Source organism: Roseibium alexandrii DFL-11 (assembly GCF_000158095.2).
GTDB classification, from domain to species: Bacteria; Pseudomonadota; Alphaproteobacteria; order Rhizobiales; family Stappiaceae; genus Roseibium; species Roseibium alexandrii.
The window spans coordinates 1,708,653-1,731,218 of the sequence record NZ_CM011002.1; the positions used below are offsets into that span (position 1 = coordinate 1,708,653).

General features: G+C 57.8%; 23 protein-coding genes. 11 read left to right on the top strand and 12 right to left on the bottom strand.

Annotated elements, in window-relative coordinates:
- Positions 1–24: 24 nt before the first annotated feature.
- From gmk to fabD, 7 genes are all read right to left on the bottom strand, one after another.
- Positions 25–720, bottom strand: a complete 696-nt coding sequence (gene gmk / locus SADFL11_RS07865; protein ID WP_008190497.1) for a guanylate kinase — start codon at positions 718–720, stop codon at positions 25–27.
- Positions 721–727: 7 nt separating this feature from the next.
- Positions 728–1,621: a YicC/YloC family endoribonuclease gene (locus SADFL11_RS07870; RefSeq protein WP_040451855.1), complete on the bottom strand. Its 894-nt coding sequence runs from the start codon at positions 1,619–1,621 to the stop codon at positions 728–730.
- Between the two features lie 68 nt (positions 1,622–1,689).
- Positions 1,690–2,793 carry an endolytic transglycosylase MltG gene (gene mltG / locus SADFL11_RS07875; RefSeq protein WP_040451854.1) on the bottom strand — a complete coding sequence of 368 codons (1,104 nt, stop codon included), beginning with the start codon at positions 2,791–2,793 and terminating at the stop codon, positions 1,690–1,692.
- Between the two features lie 112 nt (positions 2,794–2,905).
- Positions 2,906–4,171, bottom strand: a complete 1,266-nt coding sequence (gene fabF, locus SADFL11_RS07880) for a beta-ketoacyl-ACP synthase II (RefSeq protein ID WP_134852951.1) — start codon at positions 4,169–4,171, stop codon at positions 2,906–2,908.
- Positions 4,172–4,260: 89 nt separating this feature from the next.
- Entirely contained in the window at positions 4,261–4,494 is a 234-nt protein-coding gene (locus SADFL11_RS07885) for an acyl carrier protein (RefSeq protein WP_008194310.1), read from the bottom strand.
- A 248-nt stretch (positions 4,495–4,742) separates the two neighbouring features.
- The gene (gene fabG / locus SADFL11_RS07890) at positions 4,743–5,480 is read right to left on the bottom strand and encodes a 3-oxoacyl-[acyl-carrier-protein] reductase (RefSeq protein ID WP_040451852.1); all 738 of its coding nucleotides are present in this window, start codon (positions 5,478–5,480) and stop codon (positions 4,743–4,745) included.
- 79 nt (positions 5,481–5,559) lie between these two features.
- Positions 5,560–6,504, bottom strand: coding sequence for an ACP S-malonyltransferase (gene fabD, locus SADFL11_RS07895; protein ID WP_008193306.1), 945 nt, complete (start codon positions 6,502–6,504; stop codon positions 5,560–5,562).
- 224 nt (positions 6,505–6,728) lie between these two features.
- Between fabD and SADFL11_RS07900 the strand changes: the two genes are divergently transcribed.
- From SADFL11_RS07900 to SADFL11_RS07950, 11 genes are all read left to right on the top strand, one after another.
- On the top strand, positions 6,729–7,463 hold the full coding sequence (locus tag SADFL11_RS07900; protein ID WP_134852952.1) for an MOSC domain-containing protein: 735 nt from the start codon (positions 6,729–6,731) through the stop codon (positions 7,461–7,463).
- A gap of 243 nt (positions 7,464–7,706) precedes the next feature.
- On the top strand, positions 7,707–8,171 hold the full coding sequence (gene rpsF, locus SADFL11_RS07905) for a 30S ribosomal protein S6 (protein WP_008188757.1): 465 nt from the start codon (positions 7,707–7,709) through the stop codon (positions 8,169–8,171).
- 6 nt (positions 8,172–8,177) lie between these two features.
- Positions 8,178–8,426, top strand: a complete 249-nt coding sequence (rpsR, locus tag SADFL11_RS07910; RefSeq protein ID WP_008195755.1) for a 30S ribosomal protein S18 — start codon at positions 8,178–8,180, stop codon at positions 8,424–8,426.
- A gap of 130 nt (positions 8,427–8,556) precedes the next feature.
- Complete coding sequence (gene rplI, locus SADFL11_RS07915; RefSeq protein WP_008190241.1) at positions 8,557–9,147, top strand: 50S ribosomal protein L9; 591 nt, start codon at positions 8,557–8,559, stop codon at positions 9,145–9,147.
- 357 nt (positions 9,148–9,504) lie between these two features.
- A complete protein-coding gene (locus SADFL11_RS07920) occupies positions 9,505–10,989 on the top strand; it encodes a replicative DNA helicase (protein ID WP_008188790.1) in 1,485 nt (494 codons plus the stop codon).
- A gap of 173 nt (positions 10,990–11,162) precedes the next feature.
- On the top strand, positions 11,163–12,305 hold the full coding sequence (alr, locus tag SADFL11_RS07925; protein WP_008192023.1) for an alanine racemase: 1,143 nt from the start codon (positions 11,163–11,165) through the stop codon (positions 12,303–12,305).
- Positions 12,306–12,320: 15 nt separating this feature from the next.
- Positions 12,321–13,715 (top strand): DNA repair protein RadA, encoded by a 1,395-nt coding sequence (radA, locus tag SADFL11_RS07930; protein ID WP_008192429.1) that lies wholly within the window; start codon positions 12,321–12,323, stop codon positions 13,713–13,715.
- Between the two features lie 69 nt (positions 13,716–13,784).
- Positions 13,785–14,399 carry a CvpA family protein gene (locus tag SADFL11_RS07935; RefSeq protein WP_008192143.1) on the top strand — a complete coding sequence of 205 codons (615 nt, stop codon included), beginning with the start codon at positions 13,785–13,787 and terminating at the stop codon, positions 14,397–14,399.
- A gap of 81 nt (positions 14,400–14,480) precedes the next feature.
- Positions 14,481–15,953 carry an amidophosphoribosyltransferase gene (purF, locus tag SADFL11_RS07940; protein ID WP_040451849.1) on the top strand — a complete coding sequence of 491 codons (1,473 nt, stop codon included), beginning with the start codon at positions 14,481–14,483 and terminating at the stop codon, positions 15,951–15,953.
- Between the two features lie 16 nt (positions 15,954–15,969).
- On the top strand, positions 15,970–16,698 hold the full coding sequence (locus tag SADFL11_RS07945; RefSeq protein WP_008193688.1) for an SDR family NAD(P)-dependent oxidoreductase: 729 nt from the start codon (positions 15,970–15,972) through the stop codon (positions 16,696–16,698).
- Between the two features lie 165 nt (positions 16,699–16,863).
- Positions 16,864–17,235, top strand: coding sequence for a VOC family protein (locus tag SADFL11_RS07950; RefSeq protein WP_008196216.1), 372 nt, complete (start codon positions 16,864–16,866; stop codon positions 17,233–17,235).
- 21 nt (positions 17,236–17,256) lie between these two features.
- Here SADFL11_RS07950 and SADFL11_RS07955 read toward each other — a convergent pair whose 3' ends face one another.
- The 5 genes from SADFL11_RS07955 to SADFL11_RS07975 all read right to left on the bottom strand — a co-directional run bounded on the left by SADFL11_RS07955 (position 17,257) and on the right by SADFL11_RS07975 (position 22,542).
- Positions 17,257–18,057 (bottom strand): inositol monophosphatase family protein, encoded by an 801-nt coding sequence (locus SADFL11_RS07955; protein WP_008191177.1) that lies wholly within the window; start codon positions 18,055–18,057, stop codon positions 17,257–17,259.
- Positions 18,058–18,142: 85 nt separating this feature from the next.
- Positions 18,143–19,570, bottom strand: a complete 1,428-nt coding sequence (gene der, locus SADFL11_RS07960) for a ribosome biogenesis GTPase Der (RefSeq protein WP_040453293.1) — start codon at positions 19,568–19,570, stop codon at positions 18,143–18,145.
- Between the two features lie 160 nt (positions 19,571–19,730).
- On the bottom strand, positions 19,731–21,083 hold the full coding sequence (locus SADFL11_RS07965; protein WP_208981442.1) for an outer membrane protein assembly factor BamB family protein: 1,353 nt from the start codon (positions 21,081–21,083) through the stop codon (positions 19,731–19,733).
- The gene (locus SADFL11_RS07970; RefSeq protein ID WP_008195024.1) at positions 21,080–21,757 is read right to left on the bottom strand and encodes a tetratricopeptide repeat protein; all 678 of its coding nucleotides are present in this window, start codon (positions 21,755–21,757) and stop codon (positions 21,080–21,082) included. The genes SADFL11_RS07965 and SADFL11_RS07970 overlap by 4 nt, the downstream gene beginning before the upstream one ends.
- Positions 21,758–21,966: 209 nt before the next feature.
- The gene (locus tag SADFL11_RS07975; protein WP_040451846.1) at positions 21,967–22,542 is read right to left on the bottom strand and encodes an NnrU family protein; all 576 of its coding nucleotides are present in this window, start codon (positions 22,540–22,542) and stop codon (positions 21,967–21,969) included.
- Positions 22,543–22,566 lie beyond the last annotated feature (24 nt).

Sequence of the window (22,566 nt, forward strand, 5' to 3'; positions counted from 1 at the left end):
CGCGTTGGAGCAGCGCCCGGGTACTTAGCCTTTGGAGTCCAATTCGACTTCTAGGTCGTCCACCATGCCTTGAATCAAGGAGCCGATTTTTGGCGACCGTGCCTGCTTGAGGCGTTCAGCTTTCAGGATCGCCCGGACATTTTCGTAGGCCCGTTCCAGATCGTCATTCACGACCACGTAGTCGTACTTTGACCAGTGACGCATTTCGCCTACGGCGGTTTTCATCCGCTTGGCAATGACATCATCCGCGTCTTCCGCGCGGCGGTAGAGCCGGGATTTCATTTCGGCGATGGAGGGCGGCAGAATGAAGATCGAAACGACGTCGTCGCGCATCTTTTCGTAGAGCTGAAACGTGCCCTGGATGTCGATATCAAACAGAATGTCCCGGCCGTTTTCAATGGCGTTTTCAACGGGACCGCGGGGCGTCGCATAATAATTGCCGTGGACTTCCGCCCATTCCAGCAGCTCGTCATGCGCCCGCATTTGTTCGAACCGGTTGGGATCGAGGAAGTGGTAATGCACCCCATCCACTTCGCTCGACCGGCGTGGCCGGGTCGTCGCAGAAATGGAAAGTTCGAGATTGTCTTCCTTTTCCAGCAACAGCCGGGCGATGGTCGACTTGCCGGCACCTGATGGCGAGGACAACACAAGCATGAGGCCGCGGCGTTGCTGCTCGGCTTCATCCGCACTTACACGCGTTCCAACTGCCGTGTCCGTCATGACCGTTTCACTCCAGGTTCTGTATCTGCTCGCGCATTTGATCTATGACGGCCTTCAAGTCCAGCCCGATTGCCGTAAGGTCCACATCATTGGACTTTGAACACAGGGTATTGGCTTCCCGGTTAAATTCTTGTGCAAGAAAATCAACACGGCGGCCAATAGCGCCACCCGTGTCGAGCAGCTCCCTCACCGCATTCACATGGGCGTGCAGACGGTCAAGCTCTTCCCGGATATCTGCTTTTGTCGCGAGAAAGACCGCCTCTTGATGCAGGCGCTGCGGATCGAGTTTTGTCTCCGATGCATCAAGAAGTTCCTCGACCATCTTCTTCAGCCGGGCCTTGATAGCCTCCGGCTGGCGCGCTGGCAGGTCTTCGGCGGCCTGTGTCAGGCTCGCAATCGTATCGATTTGCTGGTGAACGACCTTGCCGATCGCCGCGCCTTCAGAATGGCGCATGTCAACAAGATCAATCAGCGCCGCATCGAGTGAGGTCAAAAGAGCGCTGTGCAAGGCCTGCTGCGCCGCCTCATCGTCTTCCTGCTCCTTGAGCTCGAAAACACCCTTTTGCGCCAGAATTCCATCGAGGGTGGGGGGAGCCACATTTGGAATTCTGGTTTCAAGCAACTTGATCGCGGACAAGACAGATTCCAGGGCGGCTTCGTTCACCTGAAGCTGATTTTCCGCCTGATCCCGCTGCATCGACAGACCAATGGAGATGTTGCCCCGGCGCAGAACCTTGCTACAGCGCTCCCGGATCTTGGGTTCCAGCGCTTCAAGGCCGGTTGGGATGCGGATGCGGAGGTCGAGAGATTTTCCGTTTACGGACCTTAGTTCCCAAGTCCAACGAACGACGCCGGTTTCACCGGGCGCGCGCGCGAACCCTGTCATGCTGGCAAGTGCCATATGCCCCTCCGGATCTCTACCGGTTTCGACCGCCAAAATGCGGTGCCCCAAATCGTGTCAGCGTGCGGTCAGTTTTGTTCTGTCTGACGGCGTTGCCGCTCTATCTCGCGCCATTTGCGTACGTTGGCGCGGTGCTGATCATATGTTTCTGCAAAAATGTGTCCGCCCGTCCCGTCGGCGACAAAGAACAAATCCTTTGTCCGGGATGGATTGGCAACTGCTTCCATGGCAGCGCGGCCCGGATTGCCGATGGGCCCCGGCGGCAAGCCGTTTATCTGATAGGTGTTGTAATTGTTTTCGGCGTCGATTTCCGACTGCTTGATCGCAGAGCGGTCCTTGAGCCACGCTTGCCCGCCATAAAGGCCGTAAAGGATCGTCGGATCCGATTGCAGGCGCATATTCTGGTTCAAGCGATTGACAAAGACGCCGGCAACCCGAGGCCGCTCGTCGGCAAGCGCCGTTTCCTTTTCTACGATAGAAGCCAGGATGACAAGGTCTTCCGGTGTTTCCACCGGCAGATCCTCTACCCGGCGCTCCCATATTTCAGCCAGAAGTTTATCCTGCGAGGCCTTCATCTGATCCAAAACAGACTGGCGGGTTGCTCCGCGCGCAAATGTGTAGGTTTCAGGCAGAAGTGCGCCTTCAGCAGGTACTTCTGTAATCTCGCCGACCAGGATCGGATGTTCGCGGACCCGTTCGATGATTTGCGCGGTGGTCCAGCCTTCGGGAATCGTGACAGAATGCGTCACGGCTTTGCCTTCGACCAGATCCGTCATGACGTCGTTCATGGAGACACCGGGCGCGAATGCGTATTCACCGGCTTTCAGCTTGGTCGCACTCTTGTAGAACCGGGTACCAAGCTGGAAGACCCACTCATCCAGCATGGTGTCGTCGATCACGCCTTTTGCTGCGAGGCGATCGGTGATCCCGGTCAGACCGGAACCAGACGGAATGATGATCGTCGCTTCTTCTGTGAGCGGTCCGGCCTGCTCAAACATGTGCTTGCCGAAATACAGCGCGCCGCCAACAGCTGCCAGCCCGAAGACCGCCAGCGAAATGACCATATTGATCAAAATAACAATCGGGTTGCGCACATGACGTGAGCGTTGTGGAGGAGCTGGTGCCTGCTCGGGTTGTAACGCTTCGCGCGGACTTTTCGGCTTAATGCCCATGGCCTATCGCACCTCCTGACAAGAACTCACGGGCCTGTCACACTGCAGTCACGTGTAAGACACTCGGGCCGAGCCAACGAATCGGTTCCCCGCCCGATGTACTGTGAATGCGTTATGCGGCAACTTTGCGGAAAACAAGTGACGCATTGGTTCCACCGAAGCCGAAAGAGTTCGACAACGCAACATCAATGTTCATTTGTTTGGCATTGTGGGCCACAAGGTCGATTTCGGTTTCAACGGACGGATTGTCCAGGTTGATCGTCGGCGGAGCTATTCCGTCGCGAATTGCCAAGACGGAGAAAATCGCCTCAACAGCACCAGCAGCACCCAAGAGGTGACCGATAGATGACTTGGTGGAAGACATCGTCAGATTGGGCGCATGATCACCGGCAAGTCGGGTTACGGCTCCAAGTTCGATTTCATCCCCTAGAGGCGTCGACGTGCCATGGGCGTTGACGTAATCGACGTCGGCTGCCGTCAAGCCCGCGCGGTTCAAGGCCGCTTCCATGCATCGATAGGCGCCATCACCGTCCATGGACGGAGCTGTTATGTGATAGGCGTCACCAGACAGGCCGTACCCAACAACTTCCGCATAAATCTTCGCGCCTCGAGCAACCGCATGCTCATACTCTTCCAAGACGACGATACCGGCTCCCTCACCCATGACAAAACCATCTCGGTCGGTGTCATACGGACGCGAGCCTCTCTCAGGATCATCATTGAAGCCGGTCGACAGCGCTCGACAGGCTGAAAACCCGACAAGAGACAAACGGCAAATCGGAGACTCAGTCCCGCCAGCCACCATCACATCGGCATCGCCATAGGCAATCAGCCGCGATGCGTCGCCAATGGCGTGAGCCCCAGTTGAACAGGCCGTCACGACGGCATGGTTGGGACCCTTCAAACCATGCCGGATCGATACATAGCCACCAGCAAGGTTAATCAGCCGACCCGGGATAAAGAACGGGGAAACACGGCGCGGGCCCTTTTCGGCGAGGATATGAGCTGCTTGCTCAATTCCCTGCAAACCGCCGATACCCGATCCAATCAGAACACCGGAGCGGGTCTGATCCTCATAGGTCGTGGGTTTCCAGCCGCTGTCCGCAAGTGCCTGGTCGGAGGCTGCAATCGCATAAAGGATGAAATCATCAACCTTGCGCTGCTCTTTCACTTCCATCCAGTCGTCCGGATTGAAGTTGCCTTCGTCGGAAGAGCCACGCGGTATCTGAGCCGCAATTTGGCAGGCAACATCATCGATTTTGAAATCGGTGACCTTGTTCGCACCGCTTTTGCCTTCAAGGATATTCTTCCAAGTGACATCGGCAGTGCCGCCCAGCGGCGTTACCATGCCCAACCCTGTTACGACTACTCGCCTCATACACCCGCACTTACGTTAGAAGGGCCTGGCGGGATACACTACCCCGCCGGCCCGATCTTCAAATAAGGTTCAAGCTAAGGGGATACCCCTTACTTGTTGGCTTCCAGGAATTTTACAGCGTCGCCAACGGTCAGGATGGTTTCAGCTGCAGTGTCCGGAATTTCAACGCCGAATTCTTCTTCAAAAGCCATGACCAGCTCAACGGTGTCGAGGCTGTCTGCGCCCAGATCGTCGATGAAGCTTGCGCCTTCAACAACCTTCTCTGCGTCTACGCCGAGGTGCTCGACAACGATTTTCTTAACTCGATCCGCGATATCGCTCATCTTTTACTTCCTTGGTTTTCGTCTGTTCATCACTCGCGGCACGGCGCCGGACCGGTTGACTTAAAACGCGGCGGACCGAACTCACTGTACTCAAGTGTGTCTTTGCACACCCCGGCCTGAGACCGGGCCAAGATGTGCAATTTGTAACAATCGGCGGGTAGGTAACACACTTTGTTGACCATTACCAGCCGGTCAGAGCCGCTTCTTTGCGGCCGGGATTATTTTTGCCTGCTCAGCAAATCATCCTTTTAAATCATTGCCATACCGCCATTGACGTGCAGCGTTTGCCCTGTGACATATGCGGCCTCGTCGCTGGCAAGATAGGTTGCGGCCGCCGCAATCTCGGCAGCTGTGCCCAAACGGCCTGCCGGCACGCTGGTCAAAATCGAATCTTTCTGCTTGTCATTGAGCGCATCGGTCATCGCGGTTTCAATGAAACCCGGTGCGATACAGTTGACGGTGATGTTGCGGCTTGCCACTTCACGCGCCAAAGACTTGTACATTCCGATCATGCCGGATTTGGCTGCGGCATAGTTGACCTGCCCCGGGTTTCCGGTCACGCCCACAACAGACGTGATGCCGACGATGCGGCCAGTGCGGCGCTTCATCATGCCCTTGATCGCGGCACGGCACAGAAGGAAGCCGGACGTCAGGTTGACTTCCAGCACCTGGTCCCACTCTTCGTCCTTCATGCGCATGAAGATGTTGTCTCGGGTGATCCCGGCATTGTTGACCAGGATGTCCACCGACCCCATCTTCTCTTCAGCTGCCGGCAGCAAGCCAATGACAGCCTCGCGGTCCGAGAGGTTTGCCGGTGTCACGAAAGCGCGTTCGCCGAGGTCGGCCGCCAAAGCTTCGAGCTTTTCGGCGCGGGTACCGGACAGGGAGACAGTGGCTCCTTGAGCATGAAGCGCCCGGGCAATCGATTCCCCGATCCCGCCTGTCGCACCGGTGATCAGCGCATTCTTGCCTTCCAAGCTGAACATATGACGTCCTTCCTTGCGTTTCGCGCCGTATGGCACAGGCCCTGGCCGGGCCGGGTTCTTCGTTTTTGTTTTATGGATCTTAGCTGGACAGCTTTTCGATGACCGCGTCAATGTCGTCCGGCGAATTGATGGCCATGCCGCTGGCTTCCTTGGCAATCCGCTTGACCATGCCGGTCAGGACCTTGCCGGTTCCAACCTCAACAAATGTGTCGACGCCCTCGCCGGCCAGCCAGGAGATGCTTTCCCGCCAGCGCACAGTGCCGGTCACCTGCTCGACCAAACGGTCGCGGATATCAACCGGATCGGTGATCGGCGTTGCAAGAACATTGGCAACGAGCGGCACGACTGGAGCCTTGATATCGGCATTGGTCAGCGCTTCAGCCATGGCCTCTGCAGCCGGCCCCATCAGCGAACAATGGAACGGCGCACTTACCGGCAGAAGCACGGCCCGGCGCGCGCCGCGTGCCTTGGCGATTTCAACGGCGCGCTCAACAGCGGCCACATGACCGGACACAACCACCTGGCCGGGTGCATTGTCGTTGGCTGCCTGGCAGACTTCGCCCTGCGCGGCATCCTTGGCAATTTCGGCAGCAGCCTCGAAATCGAGACCCAGAAGCGCGGCCATCGCGCCCTGCCCGACCGGAACAGCGTTTTGCATGGCGTTGCCGCGCACGCGCAGGAGCTTCGCAGCTGTCGCAACATCAAGGCTACCGGCAGCCGCAAGAGCGGAGTACTCACCCAGCGAGTGACCGGCAACGAAGGAAACGGACGCTTTCAGATCCAGGCCCTTGGCTTCCAGAACTCGCATGGTTGCAAGACTGACGGCCATCAGAGCCGGCTGGGCATTGGCGGTCAGCGTCAAATCGCCTTCCGGGCCGTTCCACATGATGTCAGACAGTTTTTGGTCCAACGCATCGTCCACTTCGTCGAAGACAGCCCTGGCTTCCGGAAACGTGTCGGCGAGAAGCTTGCCCATGCCAACAGCCTGGCTGCCCTGGCCGGGGAATGTGAATGCGGTGGTCATCTGGATTAGTCTCCGAATTGGCCTCAACCAGCGGTGATTTTTGTTTTTGCCGCGAGCTGTTGCTACAAGGAAGAGCGTTTTTGATTGGGCATTTTGATAAAAAGCCCACGTGCCTTGGCGGCAGGCTATGAAACGGACGAGGGTAAAGTGTCAAGAGCGATAAGGGAAGTTTTGAGGGGATTGGGCGTTTCTGAAAGACAAAAGCGTTCGTCGCGGCGGCAGGCATGAACATCCAGTCCATCTGGCGTTTTCCCGTCAAATCCCTTTTGGGGGAACCGTTGAACGCGGCTTTCATTGATGACCGCGGCCTGATTGGCGACCGAGCGTATGCTTTGGCGGATGCGAGCGGCAAACTTGGCAGTGGCAAATCCACCAGCCACTTCCAGTGCATCGACAACTTGCTGTTTCTCCGGGCAGAAACACAAGCCAATGAAGTTCACATTGGCCTTCCTGGAGAAAAATTGGAGCCAATCAGCTCCAGGGATTTGCCCCACCGCCTCTCGGACTTTCTCGGGCAGCCGGTTACAGTCGTTGAAGACCAAGACGCAACGCATTTTGATGACGGTGCCGTCCATATTATCCTGTCCTCTGAGGTGAAGGCGCTTCAGGCGCGGTCTCCGCATCTGGATCTCGACCCGCGCCGGTTCCGCGCAAACCTTTTGCTGAACACGCCGGACCATATGAGCGCAGAGGATTTGCTGGGGCGCGTCCTCACAATTGGTGATGTCCGGCTCAAGATCACCCACCCGACCGAACGCTGTGTGATGGTCACCGCCAAACAGGACGGGCTGTCTTCAGAACCGCTGATCCTGAAAGCAATCTCCCAAGGCTTCGACGTCAAGTTCGGTCTTTATGCCTCGGTTTTGAAGCCGGGGCGGATTGAGGTTGGGCAGGAAGTTGAGGTCTCGGCCGAGGCTGGTGGGCGGCAAAACATGAAACCGCGGGATTTCGGTTTTTAGGGTAACTGAGGCACAAGGGGGTCGGCGGCTCGCCCCCCACTTGCATTTTTCCAAAATCAGAGTATACAGCGCGCTTCATCCGGGTTTGGCCGGGGGCTGAACGGAAGGGCGTTTGCCAGGATATCTAAAGAGTATCCGACTTCCCGTGTTCCCACTCCCGTAAGATTTCTCGTAGCCTTTCCGGGCTTACGAGGAGGCTTTGCGCCGAACCTGTGTTGTCAACCGAAGGAAAGGCTATTTTCCATGCCTCTTTACGAGCATATCTTCCTGGCACGCCAGGATGTTTCGGCCCAGCAGGTCGAAACCCTCGTCGAACAGTACAAGGGCCTCATCGAAGGCGCTGGCGGTACGATCGGCAAGGTGGAAAACTGGGGTCTGCGGACCCTCGCATACCGCATTAAGAAAAACCGCAAAGCGCATTACACGCTGATGAACATCACCGCGCCACATGCAGCGGTTGCCGAGATGGAACGTCAGATGGGTCTTTCCGAAGACGTTCTGCGCTTCATGACCTTCAAGGTCGATGAACTGGACGAAGAGCCGTCTGCAATGATGCAGAAACGTGACCGCGACGATCGCGGCGGCCGCGGTGGCGGACGCTTTGGTGATCGTGGTGGCGACCGTGGTGGCCGTGGTGGTGACCGCGGCGGCGACCGTGGTGGTGATCGTGGTGGCGACCGCGCTCCGCGCCGTGCTGAAGGGGAGTAAGTTAAAATGGTTGATATTTCACAGACCCCAAGCCGTCGTCCTTTCTTCCGTCGCCGGAAGACCTGCCCGTTCTCAGGCTCCAACGCGCCGAAGATCGACTACAAGGACATCCGTCTGCTGCAGCGCTACATTTCCGAGCGCGGCAAGATCGTCCCGAGCCGCATCACCGCGGTCTCCGCGAAAAAGCAGCGTGAACTGTCCCGTGCGATCAAGCGCGCCCGCCTGCTCGGCCTGTTGCCGTTCGTCATCAGCTAAGCACCTCCTTAAAGGTCAGGAGATGCCTTCTGCCGGGTCCGCCCGGCAGAACCCGAATTGGGACCGCGGGCAAACGGTCTCTAACCGTCATCATGCACAATAAAGATGGCGGGACAGTAGGAGAAAATCCATGCAAGTTATCCTTCTTGAGCGTATCGCCAGACTTGGCCAGATGGGCGACACCGTAAAGGTGCGTGACGGCTACGCACGCAACTTCCTTTTGCCGCAAGGCAAGGCACTGCGCGCCAACAAGGCAAACCTGGAACGCTTCGAAAACGAACGTGCCCAGCTGGAAGCCCGGAACCTTGAGCGCAAGAGCGAAGCTGAAGCTGTTGCGTCCAAACTCGACGGCGAAGCTCTGGTCATGATCCGCTCCGCTGGTGAAACCGGCCAGCTCTACGGTTCAGTATCCACACGTGATATCGCCGAAGGCCTGACCGCAGGCGGCTTCTCCGTTGGCCGCGGCCAGGTTGAGCTGCGCACTCCGATCAAGACAATCGGCCTGCACTCAGTTGTCATCCAGCTGCACCCGGAAGTCGAAGTTGGTGTCTCTGTCAACGTCGCACGCTCCGAAGACGAAGCAACTCGTCAGGCCGCCGGGGAAGACCTCACTGCACCTGAACAGGACGTTTTCGAATTTGAAGAAGACGATGAAGAAGGCGAAGGTGAAGGCGAAGAAGCTGATGCAACCGAAGAAGCGGTTTCTGAAGAAGAAGCTTGATTGCTTCGATCCAGCCTTTGAAAAACTTCTGGGAAACGGCGCTCATTCGGGCGCCGTTTTCTTTTGCCAGCTTGCTTTTTGAATGCCGCCTCGCGTGCCGACTTCACATATCCGGCCAACGCATTGAAAGTGTTGGATTTTCCATTAACTAATCATTGACTATTTAAAAACATATTTAATATCAACGACTAATAGCCGCTCCCTGAGGCCTCAAAGGCTGTTTGAGTCAAGCGCCTTTTAAATCTTTCCCCGTTGATCTGTGGACGTCGGTGGGAATCTGCGTCAAGCTTTTTTGCAGCTTGAGCCCATACCGGTCTGAGGCTATTTCCGATGACAACACGGTTATCGGGGGCAGGCATGAAGGGTACTTTGCAGAAGGTCGAGACAGAAGAAGATGTGCAGCGTCTGGCTCCGCATAACGCGGAAGCCGAGCGGCAGCTTCTTGGCGCGATCCTCGTCAACAACGAGACGTTCTACCGCGTGTCCGACTTTCTGGAACCGCACCACTTCTTCGTGCCACCGCATCAGGATGTCTTTGAGAAAATCGGCCACCTGATCCGTGCGGGCAAGACGGCCTCCCCGATCACCCTCAAGACGTTTTATCCGGCCGACGCAAAAATCGCAGACCTGTCGGCGACACAGTTCTTGTTGCGCCTTGCCGGCGATGCCGCATCCATCATCAACGCGGAAGACTACGGCCGCACCATCTATGATCTTGCCATCCGCCGGAACCTGATCCGGATCGGCGAAGATATGGTCAACATTGCATTTGACGCGCCGATCGACGTACCGCCAGAGCAACAGATTGACGACGCCGAACGCCGCCTGTTTGAACTGGCCGAAACCGGGCGCAGCGAAGGCGGGTTTGTCTCCTTTGGCGATGCGCTGACCGAAACCATCGAAATGGCCCACGCTGCCTACAATCGGGAAGGCGCTTTGTCCGGGATCTCCACCGGCTTGCGTGAACTCGACAGGCTGATGGGCGGTCTGCAGCATTCTGACTTGATCGTTCTTGCCGGGCGTCCCGCGATGGGCAAAACCTCGCTTGCAACCAACATTGCGTACAACATTGCGCAAAGCTATCAGGCTGAAGAACAACCGGACGGGTCCATCAAGACTGTCAACGGCGGTGTGGTCGGTTTCTTCTCGCTCGAAATGTCGGCCGAACAGCTCGCAACCCGTATCATCTCTGAACAGGCTGAGATCTCGTCTTCGAAAATCCGCCGCGGCGACATTTCAGAAGCCGAGTTTGAGAAACTGGCCGCCTGTGCGCAAACCATGCAGTCCGTTCCGCTTCATGTCGATCAGACCGGTGGTATTTCCATCGCTTCACTGGTGGCCAAAGCCCGCCGTTTGAAGCGTCAACGCGGTCTTGATCTGCTCATCGTTGACTATATCCAGCTCCTGTCCGGCTCGGCCAAAAACCAGGGCAACCGCGTTCAGGAAATTACGGAAATCACGACCGGGCTGAAAGCACTCGCAAAGGAGCTCAATGTTCCAATTATTGCGCTTTCCCAGCTGTCGCGTCAGGTGGAATCGCGCGATGACAAACGCCCGATGATGTCGGACTTGCGTGAATCCGGGTCCATCGAGCAGGACGCCGACGTGGTTATGTTTGTGTTCCGTGAGGAGTATTACCTGTCCAAGACGGAACCGGATGAAGGCTCGCCGGAATACGAGATCTGGCGGGACAATATGGAGCGGCTGAAGGGCAAGGCGGAAGTCATTCTTGCCAAGCAACGTCACGGCCCGACCGGCACCGCGAACCTTCACTTCGAAGGTCAGTACACCCGCTTCTCCGATCTGGCGGAAGACGATCACCTGCCGGAGCGCTACGAGTAGGATTGCACTTCCAAGCCGGTTTGGATCATTGACCAAGGCCGGCTTGACCATTTTGGCGATAGGACGGGCACACTCTGCCCAAACCAAACGCTTTGCAGGCAGCGGCGAACCTTCTAATGTCGGCAGGTTGATGCACTGCGAAATCCGATTCTGTCCGGAGACCTGTCAGCCTCGTGTCCGAAAAGCCGATAAATGCCTACTCCTCCGCCCTTTATGGCGGCCGTCTGACTGTTGATCTGGACGCCATTGCAGCAAACTGGTCTCTCCTGAGGTCGAGATTGGCGCCGGGTAGCGAGTGCGCGGCGACTATCAAGGCAAATGCTTACGGAACTGGGCAAGCGGAAACGGCAAAACGGCTCTTTGAGGAAGGCTGCCGGACGTTCTTTGTTGCGGTACCAACTGAAGCCATGGCGCTCCGTCAAACACTTCCAAGTGCCACCATCTATGCGCTTGACGGCTTGTTTCCGGACACGGCCGATCTGCTTCTTCAACACGATGTTCGGCCGGTCCTCGGGTCCCTGGACGAATTGAAAGAGTGGGCCGCTCTTTGCAGGACTGCCAGAAAGAGTTTTCCAGCAGCAGTCCATGTCGACACAGGAATTCATCGGCTTGGATTGTCTGGCGACGAGTTTGGAACGGCGCTCGCTGATCTGGAACTTATGGGCCCCTTTAAACCGAGCCTCTTCATGTCGCATCTGGCTTGCGGCTCGGATCCGGACCATCCGATGAACCAGGAGCAGCTTGCCCGGTTTACCGAGCTCACCTCCCCGTTCAAGGGTGTTCCGCGTTCCCTTGCCAATTCCGCTGGCGTCTTGATGGGACCAGACTATCACTTCGATCTCGTCCGTCCCGGCATTTCTCTTTATGGCGGCCGGGCTTTTGATCATGGCGACAACCCGATGCAGCCGGTCGCCAAAGTGGAAGCCCGCATCATGATTGTGCGAAATGTTCCTAAAGGTGATGCGATCGGCTACGGCGCAACCCAAACAGCGAAACGGGCGCTGCGCAATGCGGTCGTCGCGGCAGGTTATGCGGACGGGTTGTTGCGGCGTGCCAGCTCCTCAGATGACCGTCCTGGTGGTTTCGGAATGATTGGCGGCCATAAGGCCTCAATCCTTGGCCGGATCTCCATGGACATGATCACGCTCGACGTCACCGACATTCCAGAACATCTCGTTCAGCGCGGCGGGCTTGTGGAAATGCTGGGGCCAAATGTTGCGGCCGCTGACATGGCGGCCTATGCGGAGACCATCGACTACGAATATCTGACAAGCCTCGGACGCCGCTTTGAGCGCATCTACGGCCCGCTGGGTTGATTGGAGTTTTATTAGATGGCCCGCCGGTCCACATCTTTCGTTTGCCAGTCCTGCGGAGCGGTCACCGCAAAATGGGTCGGCCGCTGCGAATCCTGCGGTGAGTGGAACACCATCGTTGAGGAGCAGACCGGCGGCGGCATTGGCGGAGGTCCGAGCCGGGCCTCGAAATCCAAGGGGCGCGTCGTTCCACTGGTCGGCCTGACCGGAGACACCAAGGAAGCGCCGCGCATTCAAACCAAGGTTGCCGAGCTGGACCGGGTGACCGGCGGCGGCTTTGTCCGCGGCTCGGCACTGCTTGTCGGAGGCGATCCCGGGATCGGTAAATCAACCCTTTTGATTCAAGCGGCAGCTCAACTCGCCAGCCTCGGTCACAAGACCGTCTACATCTCCGGCGAGGAAGCGATCGGCCAGGTGCGATTGCGGGCTGAGCGCCTTGGTCTGGCCGATGCGCCCGTAGCCCTGGCTGCGGAAACAAGCGTTGAAGACATTCTGGCAACACTGGAGGCCGACAAAGCCCCGGCGATGTTGATCTTGGATTCCGTTCAGACGCTCTGGACAGATCAGGCGGACTCGCCGCCAGGCACTGTTACCCAGGTACGGGCGTCTGCTCAGGCGATGGTACGCTACGCAAAGAAAAACGGCACCACGCTGGTGCTTGTCGGCCATGTCACCAAGGATGGCCAGATCGCCGGTCCACGTGTTGTCGAGCACATGGTGGACGCGGTTCTATATTTTGAGGGCGACGGCGCCCATCAATACCGGATCCTGCGCTCGGTGAAAAACCGGTTTGGTGCCACCGACGAGATCGGTGTTTTCGAAATGACCGGTAAAGGTCTTCAGGAAGTGCCCAACCCGTCAGCGCTGTTCCTCGGAGACCGCAACACCACTGCGCCCGGCGCAGCGGTCTTTGCCGGCCTTGAAGGCTCGCGGCCGCTCCTCATCGAAATCCAGGCCCTGGTTGCACAATCCTCCCTTGGAACGCCCCGGCGCGCTGTGATCGGCTGGGACACCGCGCGCCTTTCCATGATCCTTGCGGTTCTGGAAGCGCGTTGCGGCGTCCGGTTCTCGCAGCATGATGTCTATCTCAATGTCGCAGGCGGGCTCAAAATCAACGAACCGGGTGCAGATCTTGCCGTCGCTGCGGCCCTTGTCTCTTCTCTCAGCGGGCTTGCCCTTCCGGCCAATTGCGTCTATTTCGGCGAGGTCAGTTTGTCGGGAGCCATCCGGCCCGTGGCACAAGCTCAGTCAAGACTGAAAGAAGCCGAAAAACTCGGCTTTGATCAGGCTTATTGTCCAGAGGGCAACCTCAAGGACGGTGCAGCGACTCCCTTCAAGGCAACGGGATTGCCGGAACTTGGGGACTTCATCGCCAAACTGACAGCGGAGACTGGTGCACAAGGGGCAACCTGACGCATCATCAGACCCGCTAGAGAGTGTAATTTTCGCGCTTAGGCGCCAGACAGAGGACTTATCGGAAACATGCCGATTACGCTGCTGGACGGACTGCTTCTGGTCATCATGCTCATCTCGGCGGTTCTGGCGATGATCCGCGGATTTGTCCGAGAAGTTCTTTCCATTGTTTCCTGGGTCGCCGCGGCCGTCGCCGCATTCATGCTCTATGAGCGTGTCATGCCCTACACCCAGCAGTACATCTCGCAAGATCTGGTGGCGATGGGTGTTTCTGCGGCCGCCGTCTTCCTGGTGACGCTGATCGTCGTCAGCTACATCACCATGCGTATTTCCGATTTCATCCTGGACAGCCGCATAGGCGCGCTTGATCGCACGCTCGGCTTTGTCTTCGGCGCCGTCCGCGGCCTGTTGCTGGTCGTTGTGGCCATGATGTTCTTCAACTGGTTCGTCCAGCCGGAACAACAGCCGCGCTGGGTACAAAACGCCAAATCCTTGCCGATCCTGTTGTCGGTTGGCGAACGATTGGTCGCGGTCTTGCCAGAAGATCCGGAAAAAGCGATTCTGGACAAGATCCGGGAAAATGAGCTAACAGGCGGACAACGCTCCAGCGCGCCGGCGGAAGAACCCGCCTACAGCGACTCTGAACGTCAGGGACTGGAACAGCTGACTACGGACAGCAACTGACGCCGAAAACTGGCGCCCGTTTAGACTAACGACAGTATCCGGACCGGCTCGCAAACCGGCCAGAATGAAGGAGTGGTCGCCATGACTGGCGCAACCGATTTCCATGAGCCGTTTGACATCAATGACGACACATTGCGCGAAGAGTGCGGTGTGTTCGGCATTCTGGGTCATGAAGATGCCAGCGCGCTGACCGCGCTTGGCCTGCATGCCCTGCAGCACCGCGGCCAGGAAGCGGCCGGTATCGTGACCTTCGACAATGAGCAGTTCCGCGCGGAACGCCATCTGGGCCTTGTCGGAGACCATTTCTCCGATGCAGAGACAATCGGCCGCCTCACCGGCCGTGCCGCCATCGGCCATGTGCGCTACTCCACGACCGGCGAAACCATCCTGCGCAACGTGCAGCCGCTGTTCGCCGAACTGGAAGGCGGCGGCATTGCGATCTGCCACAACGGCAACTTCACAAATGCGCTGACCCTGCGCCAGCAGCTGATCCGCGACGGCGCGATCTGTCAGTCCACATCCGACTCGGAAGTTGTCCTGCAGCTCGTGGCCCGTTCCCGGGAACAGAAGATCGTCGACCGGTTTGTAGAAGCCATCACCCAGATGGAAGGCGCGTACGCCCTCGTGGCACTGACATCGAAAAAGCTGATTGGCGCGCGGGATCCGCTCGGCATCCGTCCGCTGGTCCTGGGTGACCTCAATGGCGCTCCAATCCTCGCGTCTGAAACCTGTGCGCTTGACATCATCGGTGCGAAATTCATCCGGGACGTGGAAAACGGCGAAGTCATCGTCTGCACATCCACCGGCATCCAGTCCTTCTTCCCGTTTGGCAAGTGCCCTGCCCGCCCGGACATCTTCGAGTATGTCTACTTCTCGCGTCCCGACTCCATCGTTGGCGGCCGCAGTGTCTATGATGTGCGCCGGGACATGGGCCGCGAGCTTGCGCGTGAATCTCACGTGGATGCTGATGTTATTGTTCCGGTGCCGGATAGCGGTGTTCCGGCGGCAATCGGCTACAGCCAGGAAAGCGGCATTCCGTTTGAACTCGGTATCATCCGCAATCACTATGTGGGCCGGACCTTCATTGAACCGACCCAGCAGATCCGTGCACTTGGCGTGAAGATGAAGCACTCCGCCAACCGCTCGCAAATAGAAGGCAAGCGCGTTGTGCTTGTGGATGACAGCCTTGTCCGCGGCACGACGTCCGTGAAGATCGTGCAGATGATCCGCGACGCCGGCGCCAAGGAAGTGCATTTCCGCTTGGCGAGCCCGCCGATCAAGCATTCCGACTACTACGGCATCGACACGCCCGTTCGTGAGAAGCTGCTGGCCGCGAAATATGGGCTGGAGGAGATGTGCAACTACATCGGCGCCGACAGCCTTGCCTTCCTCTCCGTGGACGGAATTTACCGGGCCGCAGGCTATGACGGCCGGGACAACGAAAACCCGCAATTTACAGACCATTGTTTTACTGGCGACTACCCGACACCGCTGACCGATCTGTCCGAGGATCAGGACTTTGTCAGTGCGCCGCGTCTGGTGGAAGTCGGCTAAGGAATTAGCGAGCAACATGACACAGGATTTTGAAGGCCGGGTCGCCCTGGTGACCGGTGCATCGCGCGGTATTGGATATCAACTCGCCAAACAACTGGCAGCGCGCGGCGCGCATGTGATTGCAATCGCCCGCACCGTTGGCGGTCTTGAGGATCTCGATGACGAGATCCAGTCCGCAGGCGGCCAGGCAACACTTGTTCCTGTCGACCTCACGGATCATGACGCCCTGGACCGGTTGGGCGCCGCGATCTACGAGCGCTGGAAGAAACTCGATGTCTTCATCGGCAATGCCGGGATGCTGGGTATCTTGTCCCCGCTCGGCCATATCAGTCCGAAAGACTTCGAAAAAGTCATGTCGGTCAACGTGACCGCCAATTGGCGGTTGATCCGGTCTCTGGATCCTCTGCTGCGCCAGTCGGACGCCGGCCGCGCCCTCTTCCTGACTTCTGTGCAGGCCAGCACCTGCCCGGCTTTCTGGGGGCTGCAGTCCATCTCAAAGGCCGGAGTTGAGGCCATGGCCCGCACCTGGGCGAGTGAAAGCCTCAAAACCAGCATGAAGATCAACCTGGCAGACCCCGGTCCGGTCCGCACAGGGCTTCGGGCCAAGGCGATGCCGGGAGAGCCACCGGAAAACCTGCCGCATCCACGAGACATCGCGCCCGAGCTGGTCGAGCTCGTGAAGACCGATGTCTATGAGACCGGCAAACTCTATGACCGCGTCAGCCGCGAGTGGGTCAGCTTTTAGAGCAAATCGCGTTTAAACGAATCCAGGTTTCGCTGCCACTCGGCTTTGCCTCGTACGCGAAACCTAAAGTAGCCTGAATTCAAATAAACGCGACACGCTATAAGTAGAAAGACGCGCTAAAGTTCGCTTTGCTGATCCCTTGTTTTAAAACGGAGGACTACACCCATGCAGCTCGGAGCGTTTTCAATCAGCCTGACTGTCAAAGATCTTGCCAAGTCAAAGGCATTTTACGAGGGTCTTGGATTTTCCGATCTAGGCGGGTCCGGGTCCGACGGCTGGGTCATTATGAAAAATGGCGAGACAGTCATTGGCCTGTTTCAGGACATGTTTGAGAAAAACATCCTGACCTTCAATCCCGGCTGGGACCAAGACGCGAAAAAACTCGACGCGTTTACAGATATCCGCGCGCTACAGAAAACGCTGAAAGACAAGGGCTACAGTTTCGTCCAAGAAGTGGACGAGACGACAACCGGTCCCGGCAGTTTGATGCTGCTCGATCCGGACGGCAACCCGATCCTGATCGACCAGCATGTTTGACGGTCTCTCCAAGTAAACCCTTTACTCCGCAGCCTGCAGCGGGGCGAAGGAGCTCTCGGCGATGTCGGTCAGTTCCGCAAAGACACCTGGCGCACCGGTGACAACGCGTGTCCCGTGATAGAGTGCTTTGGCAATGTCCTGTTCCTGAACACGGCCGCCAGCTTCCTGTATGAGAAGCATGCCGGCCAGGCAGTCCCAGGCGTTCATGTGAGACTCAATGTAGCCGATCAGACGTCCGGCACCAGTATAGGCGAGCATCAGGCCGCCTGAGGCGTTGCGGAAGAAAACCCCGCCCTTGGACACCAGCGCTCCGACTGCATTGACCGCATCGGTCACGGACGTGCGGCCATTAAAGCCGACCCCGACGGAGCCAACGGACACGCTTTCGCTGTCTGACACCTTGATCGGCTTGCCATTCAGAAAGGCTCCGCCGCCTGCCAGCGCCGAGAAGGTCTCTCCGGCAACCGGATCATGGATCACACCCAGAAGGGTCTGGCCCTGCTGGACACAGGCGATGATCACACACCACTGCGGGATGCCGGTGACGAAGTTCGCCGTGCCGTCGATTGGATCAATCACCCAGGTGAAGCCGCTGTCGCCTTCTTCCATGCCATGTTCTTCACCCAGGATCCCGTCATCCGGATAGGCTTCGGACAACGCGTCGCGAATGAGCGTCTCCACATTCCGGTCCGCTTCACTCACAAGGTCCTGATGACCTTTTTGCGTGATCGTCAGGGTGTCGAGCTTCCTGAAATAATCCAGCGCGACAAGTCCGGCCTTTTGTGCGAGCGCTTCGGTAAAGGCAAGCCGATCGGATGACATGGAAGATCTCCTTGAAAATCAATTTATTTGAAGAAATGGGTCCCGGCAAAATACCGGGACCTGAGACATGGCTGCGCGGCAGCCGTTATTGGATCTTGCGCTTTTTCTTTGGCGCATAGGGATTGTCGCCCTTGCGGTAAGACAACCGGATCGGCGTCCCCTGGATATCGAATTTCTCACGAAGAGAATTGATCAGATACCGGGTGTAGCTTTCCGGCAGCTGCTCCGGACGGGAACTGAAAGCCACGAAGTGCGGCGGCCGGGTTTTCGGCTGCGTCATGTAGCGGATACGAACGCGCCGGCCTGCGACTGCAGGTGGCGGGTGCGAAGTGGTTGCCCGCTCCAGCCACCGGTTCAGCCCAGCCGTTGACACACGTGCGTTCCAGGCATCATAGGCGGCAAAAACACCTTCAACCAACCGGTCAATGCCCTGCCCCTGAATACCGGACAAGGTCACAATGCGGACGCCGCGGATCTGGTTGAAATACCGTTCGTTGGCATCGCGGATCTTCTTCCAGGCTTCTTCCCGGTCTTCGATCAAATCCCATTTGTTGACGGCGATCACCAAGGCCCGGCCTTCACGGGCCACAAGATCAATGATCTGCAGATCCTGCTTTTCAAACGACATCGTCGCATCAAGTGTGACAACAACGACCTCGGCAAACTTGATGGCTCGCAGGGCGTCGGCGACAGAGAGCTTTTCCAGCTTCTCCTGAACACGGGCTTTCTTGCGGATCCCGGCCGTGTCAAAGAGTTTGATGTGCCGGTCGTGCCAGGTCCAGTCGACGGAGATGGAATCGCGCGTGATGCCCGCTTCCGGGCCAGTCAGCATGCGGTCTTCGCCCACCATCTGGTTGATCAGCGTGGATTTGCCGGCATTTGGACGGCCAACGATGGCAACACGCAACGGCCGCTCTATTGTCCCGACCGGATCTTCGTTGTCGACGATCTCACCGTCCTCGTCGACATCCACGTTGGTGACGGCTTCCTCGCGTTTTGCGTCCTCTTCTTCTGTCACCCGGTCAACATGGGGCTTCAGAGCGTCATAGAGATCGGACAGGCCTTCGCCGTGCTCCGCGGAAACCGCTATCGGCTCTCCGAGCCCCAGCGAAAAGGATTCATAAAGGCCACTCACTCCTGCACGGCCCTCTGCCTTGTTGGCGAGCAGGATCACAGGCCGCGTTGTCTTACGCGCAACAGCTGCAAAGTGGGCGTCGAGCGGTGTCACCCCGGCACGCGCATCAATCACGAACAACACTGCGTCAGCGGTTTCGATCGCTTCTTCGGTCTGCCGGCGCATGCGGCCTTCCAACGACGCTTTATCGGCGTCCTCCAAACCGGCGGTGTCAATGATCGTGAAGCGCAGGTCGCCGAGGCGGGCTTCGCCCGGACGGCGGTCACGGGTCACACCCGGCGTGTCATCGACCAGCGCCAAGCGCTTTCCGACAAGACGGTTGAACAGTGTGGACTTGCCGACATTCGGCCGTCCAACGATGGCGACGGTAGCGCCCACGGCATTCACTCCTAAGAGGCGGATCAACCAAAGGATCCCGCCCTTTAACAAACTCAAAGCACCTCATCTTTGCCTGGCAGGCAAAGATGAGGTGCTCAGATACTATAGCTCGACCAGTTTTGAAACGTTGAGACTTAACTAGAGCCTCAGCGCCCAATGATCAGTTAAACGCGGCAACGCCATCCCGGCCGGTCAGGACAACCACACGGCCACCGGCGGCAATCGGCGTCACAAAGACATCGGTGTTGGTGCGCTGTGTTGTCATGATGTTGCCTGAGGCGGAATCGACCATGGCGATCTGGCCATCACTGGAAAAGGCGACGAGCGCGCCATTGGCCAGGATCGGACCAGCCCAATTGCGGCGGCGCTTCTTCTTTTCCGGTTTCGGCAATTGTGTTGCCCACATGGTTTCACCGCTCGAGCGATCAAGCGCGACCATGCGGTCGTCAAGATCCACCATGAACACAGCGTTTCCGGAGACAACCGGCGTATGAACGCTGCCAAGGTTTTGATCCCACTGACGCTGTCCGGTTCGGACATCAACAGCCACCGTGCGACCGGCAACGCCGGTTGCGACAACCGTGTTGCCGGAGACAACCGGGCTCGCAGAAACATCTGCGAGACCGGAAAGAGCAAGTGTGCGGAAGCCGCGAGACACACCATCAATCCAATCCGGCTCGCCGGACTTGATGTTGATGGCCATGATTTCACCGGAGGAGAATGGCACAATCACCCGGTTGCCGGAGATGGCAGGATTTGCAGCAGACAGAACGCCGGCAGTCTCTTCGATCCCGGCAAAAGTCCAGGCCACAGTACCGTCTTCCTTGGAAAACGCATAGACTTCGTTGGACTGGCTCACGACAAATACGTGACCACCACCGGCTGCGGGAGCCCCACGAGCTGGTGTATCCATTTCCGCGGTCCAGATGACCCGGCCGGAACCGGCTTCAAGGGCCGCCACCTGACGGTACCCGGTCGCGGCATAAACAACGCCGCCGTCAACGACGACACCGCCACCCGGACCAACGTCGCGTTCCTCTTCAGGCCTCAGGTTTTGCGTCCACTGCCGGCCACCAGCGGTGGACAATGCAACGACTTCACCATTCGGCTTATAGACATAGATGCGGCTGCCATCGCTCACCGGGCGGGAGGAAACCCGCAAGGCTGAAGACGTTAAGCCGCGGCCGGAACTTCCTACATTGGCCTGCCAGGCCCGGCTGCCAGAAACGGAGACAGCCACATTGCCCGGATCGTTGGCCGGACCGCCGCCTGCACTTGTCCAGGTCTGACCGCCAGTTGCGGCTCCAATGCTCGCCGCCTTGCCAAGAGCTTGGGCTGCCGGGTCAATACCATCAAAAACAGCCTGCCGTTCACCAGGCAAGATGTCTTCCTTGCTGAACGGATTGAGCGAGCTGCCGAATTCACTGACAGACCCGCATCCGGCCAAAAAGACCGGCAGTGCGAGCGTCACCACCAATGGCCGGACTGAAACGTTTTTGAGAAAACCGATCACTGCGCAGTGCCCTCTTCAGCCGGTATCCCGGTCTGTCCCCGGATCAGTCCGCCCAGGAGTGTCACGCGTTGACGAATGTCTTGCGGGGTCTCCGCATCATCTTCCAGTGCCGTGATCCAGGTGAGTGCCGTCTCTGCATCACCGTTTTTCCAGGCGCTCAGAGCCAGCAGTTCCCGGGCTGCAGCACGAAAAGCATCCGTATCGCCGGTCAAGCTTTCGATCCGGTCAGCAATCGCATCATACGGCTCGCTGTCGACTGCAATGTAGGCAGCGCGAAGAGCCGCTACGTTTTGCAGAGCCGGTGCGAGATTCGAATCTCGTGACAGAGCATCGAACTCAGCCAGTGCGGCGGTGGCGTCACCGGCATTGGCTTTGTCGGTTGCCTGGCGCATTTGTGCGAGCGCCGGGTATCCGCCGATGGAAGACCCGAGCTCGGTATAAAGCTGCGAAGCTTCCGAGTACTGACCAGCCTCCGACAAGCTGACGGCCTCAAGGAATGTGTCCCCCGCTGACTGAGACTGGGTGTCTTGCCAATAGAGCCAGCCCCGGTAACCACCGGTGCCAACCACGATCAAGACAGCGACCGCTATCACCCAAGACCCGAAACGGTCCCAGAGACGGCGGTACTTCTCATGGCGGATGTCCTCATCGACCTCACGAAAAATATCAGACATACGTGGCTAGTTCCTGAATTTACTCTGCTGCGCCGGTCCGGAAATCCGGATTGGCTCCCCATCAAGGGGCGCACATTATCCATTTGATCCGGCTCGGGCAATTCCCCGACCGGGCTTAAAACCGCCCTTCGTGGCGCAAGTGGGGCAACTGCCCGTTTTTCGTTGTTTTTTGTCCCGATCCAGGTGCGATTTACACGCTTGCGCGTGCCTTACGCAACCGGCACCCCGATCAAAAGCATATGGAGCTTCAAGGCAAACAGGACATAAAGACCGAGACCAACAAGAATCACGATGATGTCGGAGAACTTGCCGGGCTCTTTTGTCATCACTGCACCGCCGCCAAGTCCCCGGCGCTTCAATGAAATGCGATCCGCAACCGCCCAGACCAGGAAGCTACCGAATAACAGAACAGACGCCAGATCGCCATTGGTGAGAAGGTGGGAGAATGCCCACATTTTCACAGCAACCAGCATCGGGTGTTTCAGTGCCTTTTTTATCCGGCACGGAACATAGGCAGCAACAAGAAAGATGAAGACAGGAATCATGAACAGCATGGTCACGTGACGCAACCAGAATGGCGGGTCATAAAGGATCGCGGGGCCTTCGGCGCGGGCAGCGCCGTAGCCATAAATGATCATGACAAAGCCGATAGCGGAGACCACAGCAAACAGGCCTTTGTAGCCAAGAACACCGAACTTTTCTTCCAATGCCGCCCGCTTGTCAGCGAACATAGGCAGGCTGTGTATCCCCAAAAACAGAATCAATCCGGCAATCAGCAAAAACATGCCCGCTCTCCCTCAAGGCATTGG

Coding starts and splice junctions, on each gene's coding strand:
- gmk (WP_008190497.1), bottom strand. CDS start 720: ATGACGGACACGGCAGTTGGAACGCGTGTAAGTGCGGATGAAGCCGAG.
- SADFL11_RS07870 (WP_040451855.1), bottom strand. CDS start 1,621: ATGGCACTTGCCAGCATGACAGGGTTCGCGCGCGCGCCCGGTGAAACC.
- mltG (WP_040451854.1), bottom strand. CDS start 2,793: ATGGGCATTAAGCCGAAAAGTCCGCGCGAAGCGTTACAACCCGAGCAG.
- fabF (WP_134852951.1), bottom strand. CDS start 4,171: ATGAGGCGAGTAGTCGTAACAGGGTTGGGCATGGTAACGCCGCTGGGC.
- SADFL11_RS07885 (WP_008194310.1), bottom strand. CDS start 4,494: ATGAGCGATATCGCGGATCGAGTTAAGAAAATCGTTGTCGAGCACCTC.
- fabG (WP_040451852.1), bottom strand. CDS start 5,480: ATGTTCAGCTTGGAAGGCAAGAATGCGCTGATCACCGGTGCGACAGGC.
- fabD (WP_008193306.1), bottom strand. CDS start 6,504: ATGACCACCGCATTCACATTCCCCGGCCAGGGCAGCCAGGCTGTTGGC.
- SADFL11_RS07900 (WP_134852952.1), top strand. CDS start 6,729: ATGAACATCCAGTCCATCTGGCGTTTTCCCGTCAAATCCCTTTTGGGG.
- rpsF (WP_008188757.1), top strand. CDS start 7,707: ATGCCTCTTTACGAGCATATCTTCCTGGCACGCCAGGATGTTTCGGCC.
- rpsR (WP_008195755.1), top strand. CDS start 8,178: ATGGTTGATATTTCACAGACCCCAAGCCGTCGTCCTTTCTTCCGTCGC.
- rplI (WP_008190241.1), top strand. CDS start 8,557: ATGCAAGTTATCCTTCTTGAGCGTATCGCCAGACTTGGCCAGATGGGC.
- SADFL11_RS07920 (WP_008188790.1), top strand. CDS start 9,505: ATGAAGGGTACTTTGCAGAAGGTCGAGACAGAAGAAGATGTGCAGCGT.
- radA (WP_008192429.1), top strand. CDS start 12,321: ATGGCCCGCCGGTCCACATCTTTCGTTTGCCAGTCCTGCGGAGCGGTC.
- SADFL11_RS07935 (WP_008192143.1), top strand. CDS start 13,785: ATGCCGATTACGCTGCTGGACGGACTGCTTCTGGTCATCATGCTCATC.
- purF (WP_040451849.1), top strand. CDS start 14,481: ATGACTGGCGCAACCGATTTCCATGAGCCGTTTGACATCAATGACGAC.
- SADFL11_RS07945 (WP_008193688.1), top strand. CDS start 15,970: ATGACACAGGATTTTGAAGGCCGGGTCGCCCTGGTGACCGGTGCATCG.
- SADFL11_RS07950 (WP_008196216.1), top strand. CDS start 16,864: ATGCAGCTCGGAGCGTTTTCAATCAGCCTGACTGTCAAAGATCTTGCC.
- SADFL11_RS07955 (WP_008191177.1), bottom strand. CDS start 18,057: ATGTCATCCGATCGGCTTGCCTTTACCGAAGCGCTCGCACAAAAGGCC.
- SADFL11_RS07970 (WP_008195024.1), bottom strand. CDS start 21,757: ATGTCTGATATTTTTCGTGAGGTCGATGAGGACATCCGCCATGAGAAG.
- SADFL11_RS07975 (WP_040451846.1), bottom strand. CDS start 22,542: ATGTTTTTGCTGATTGCCGGATTGATTCTGTTTTTGGGGATACACAGC.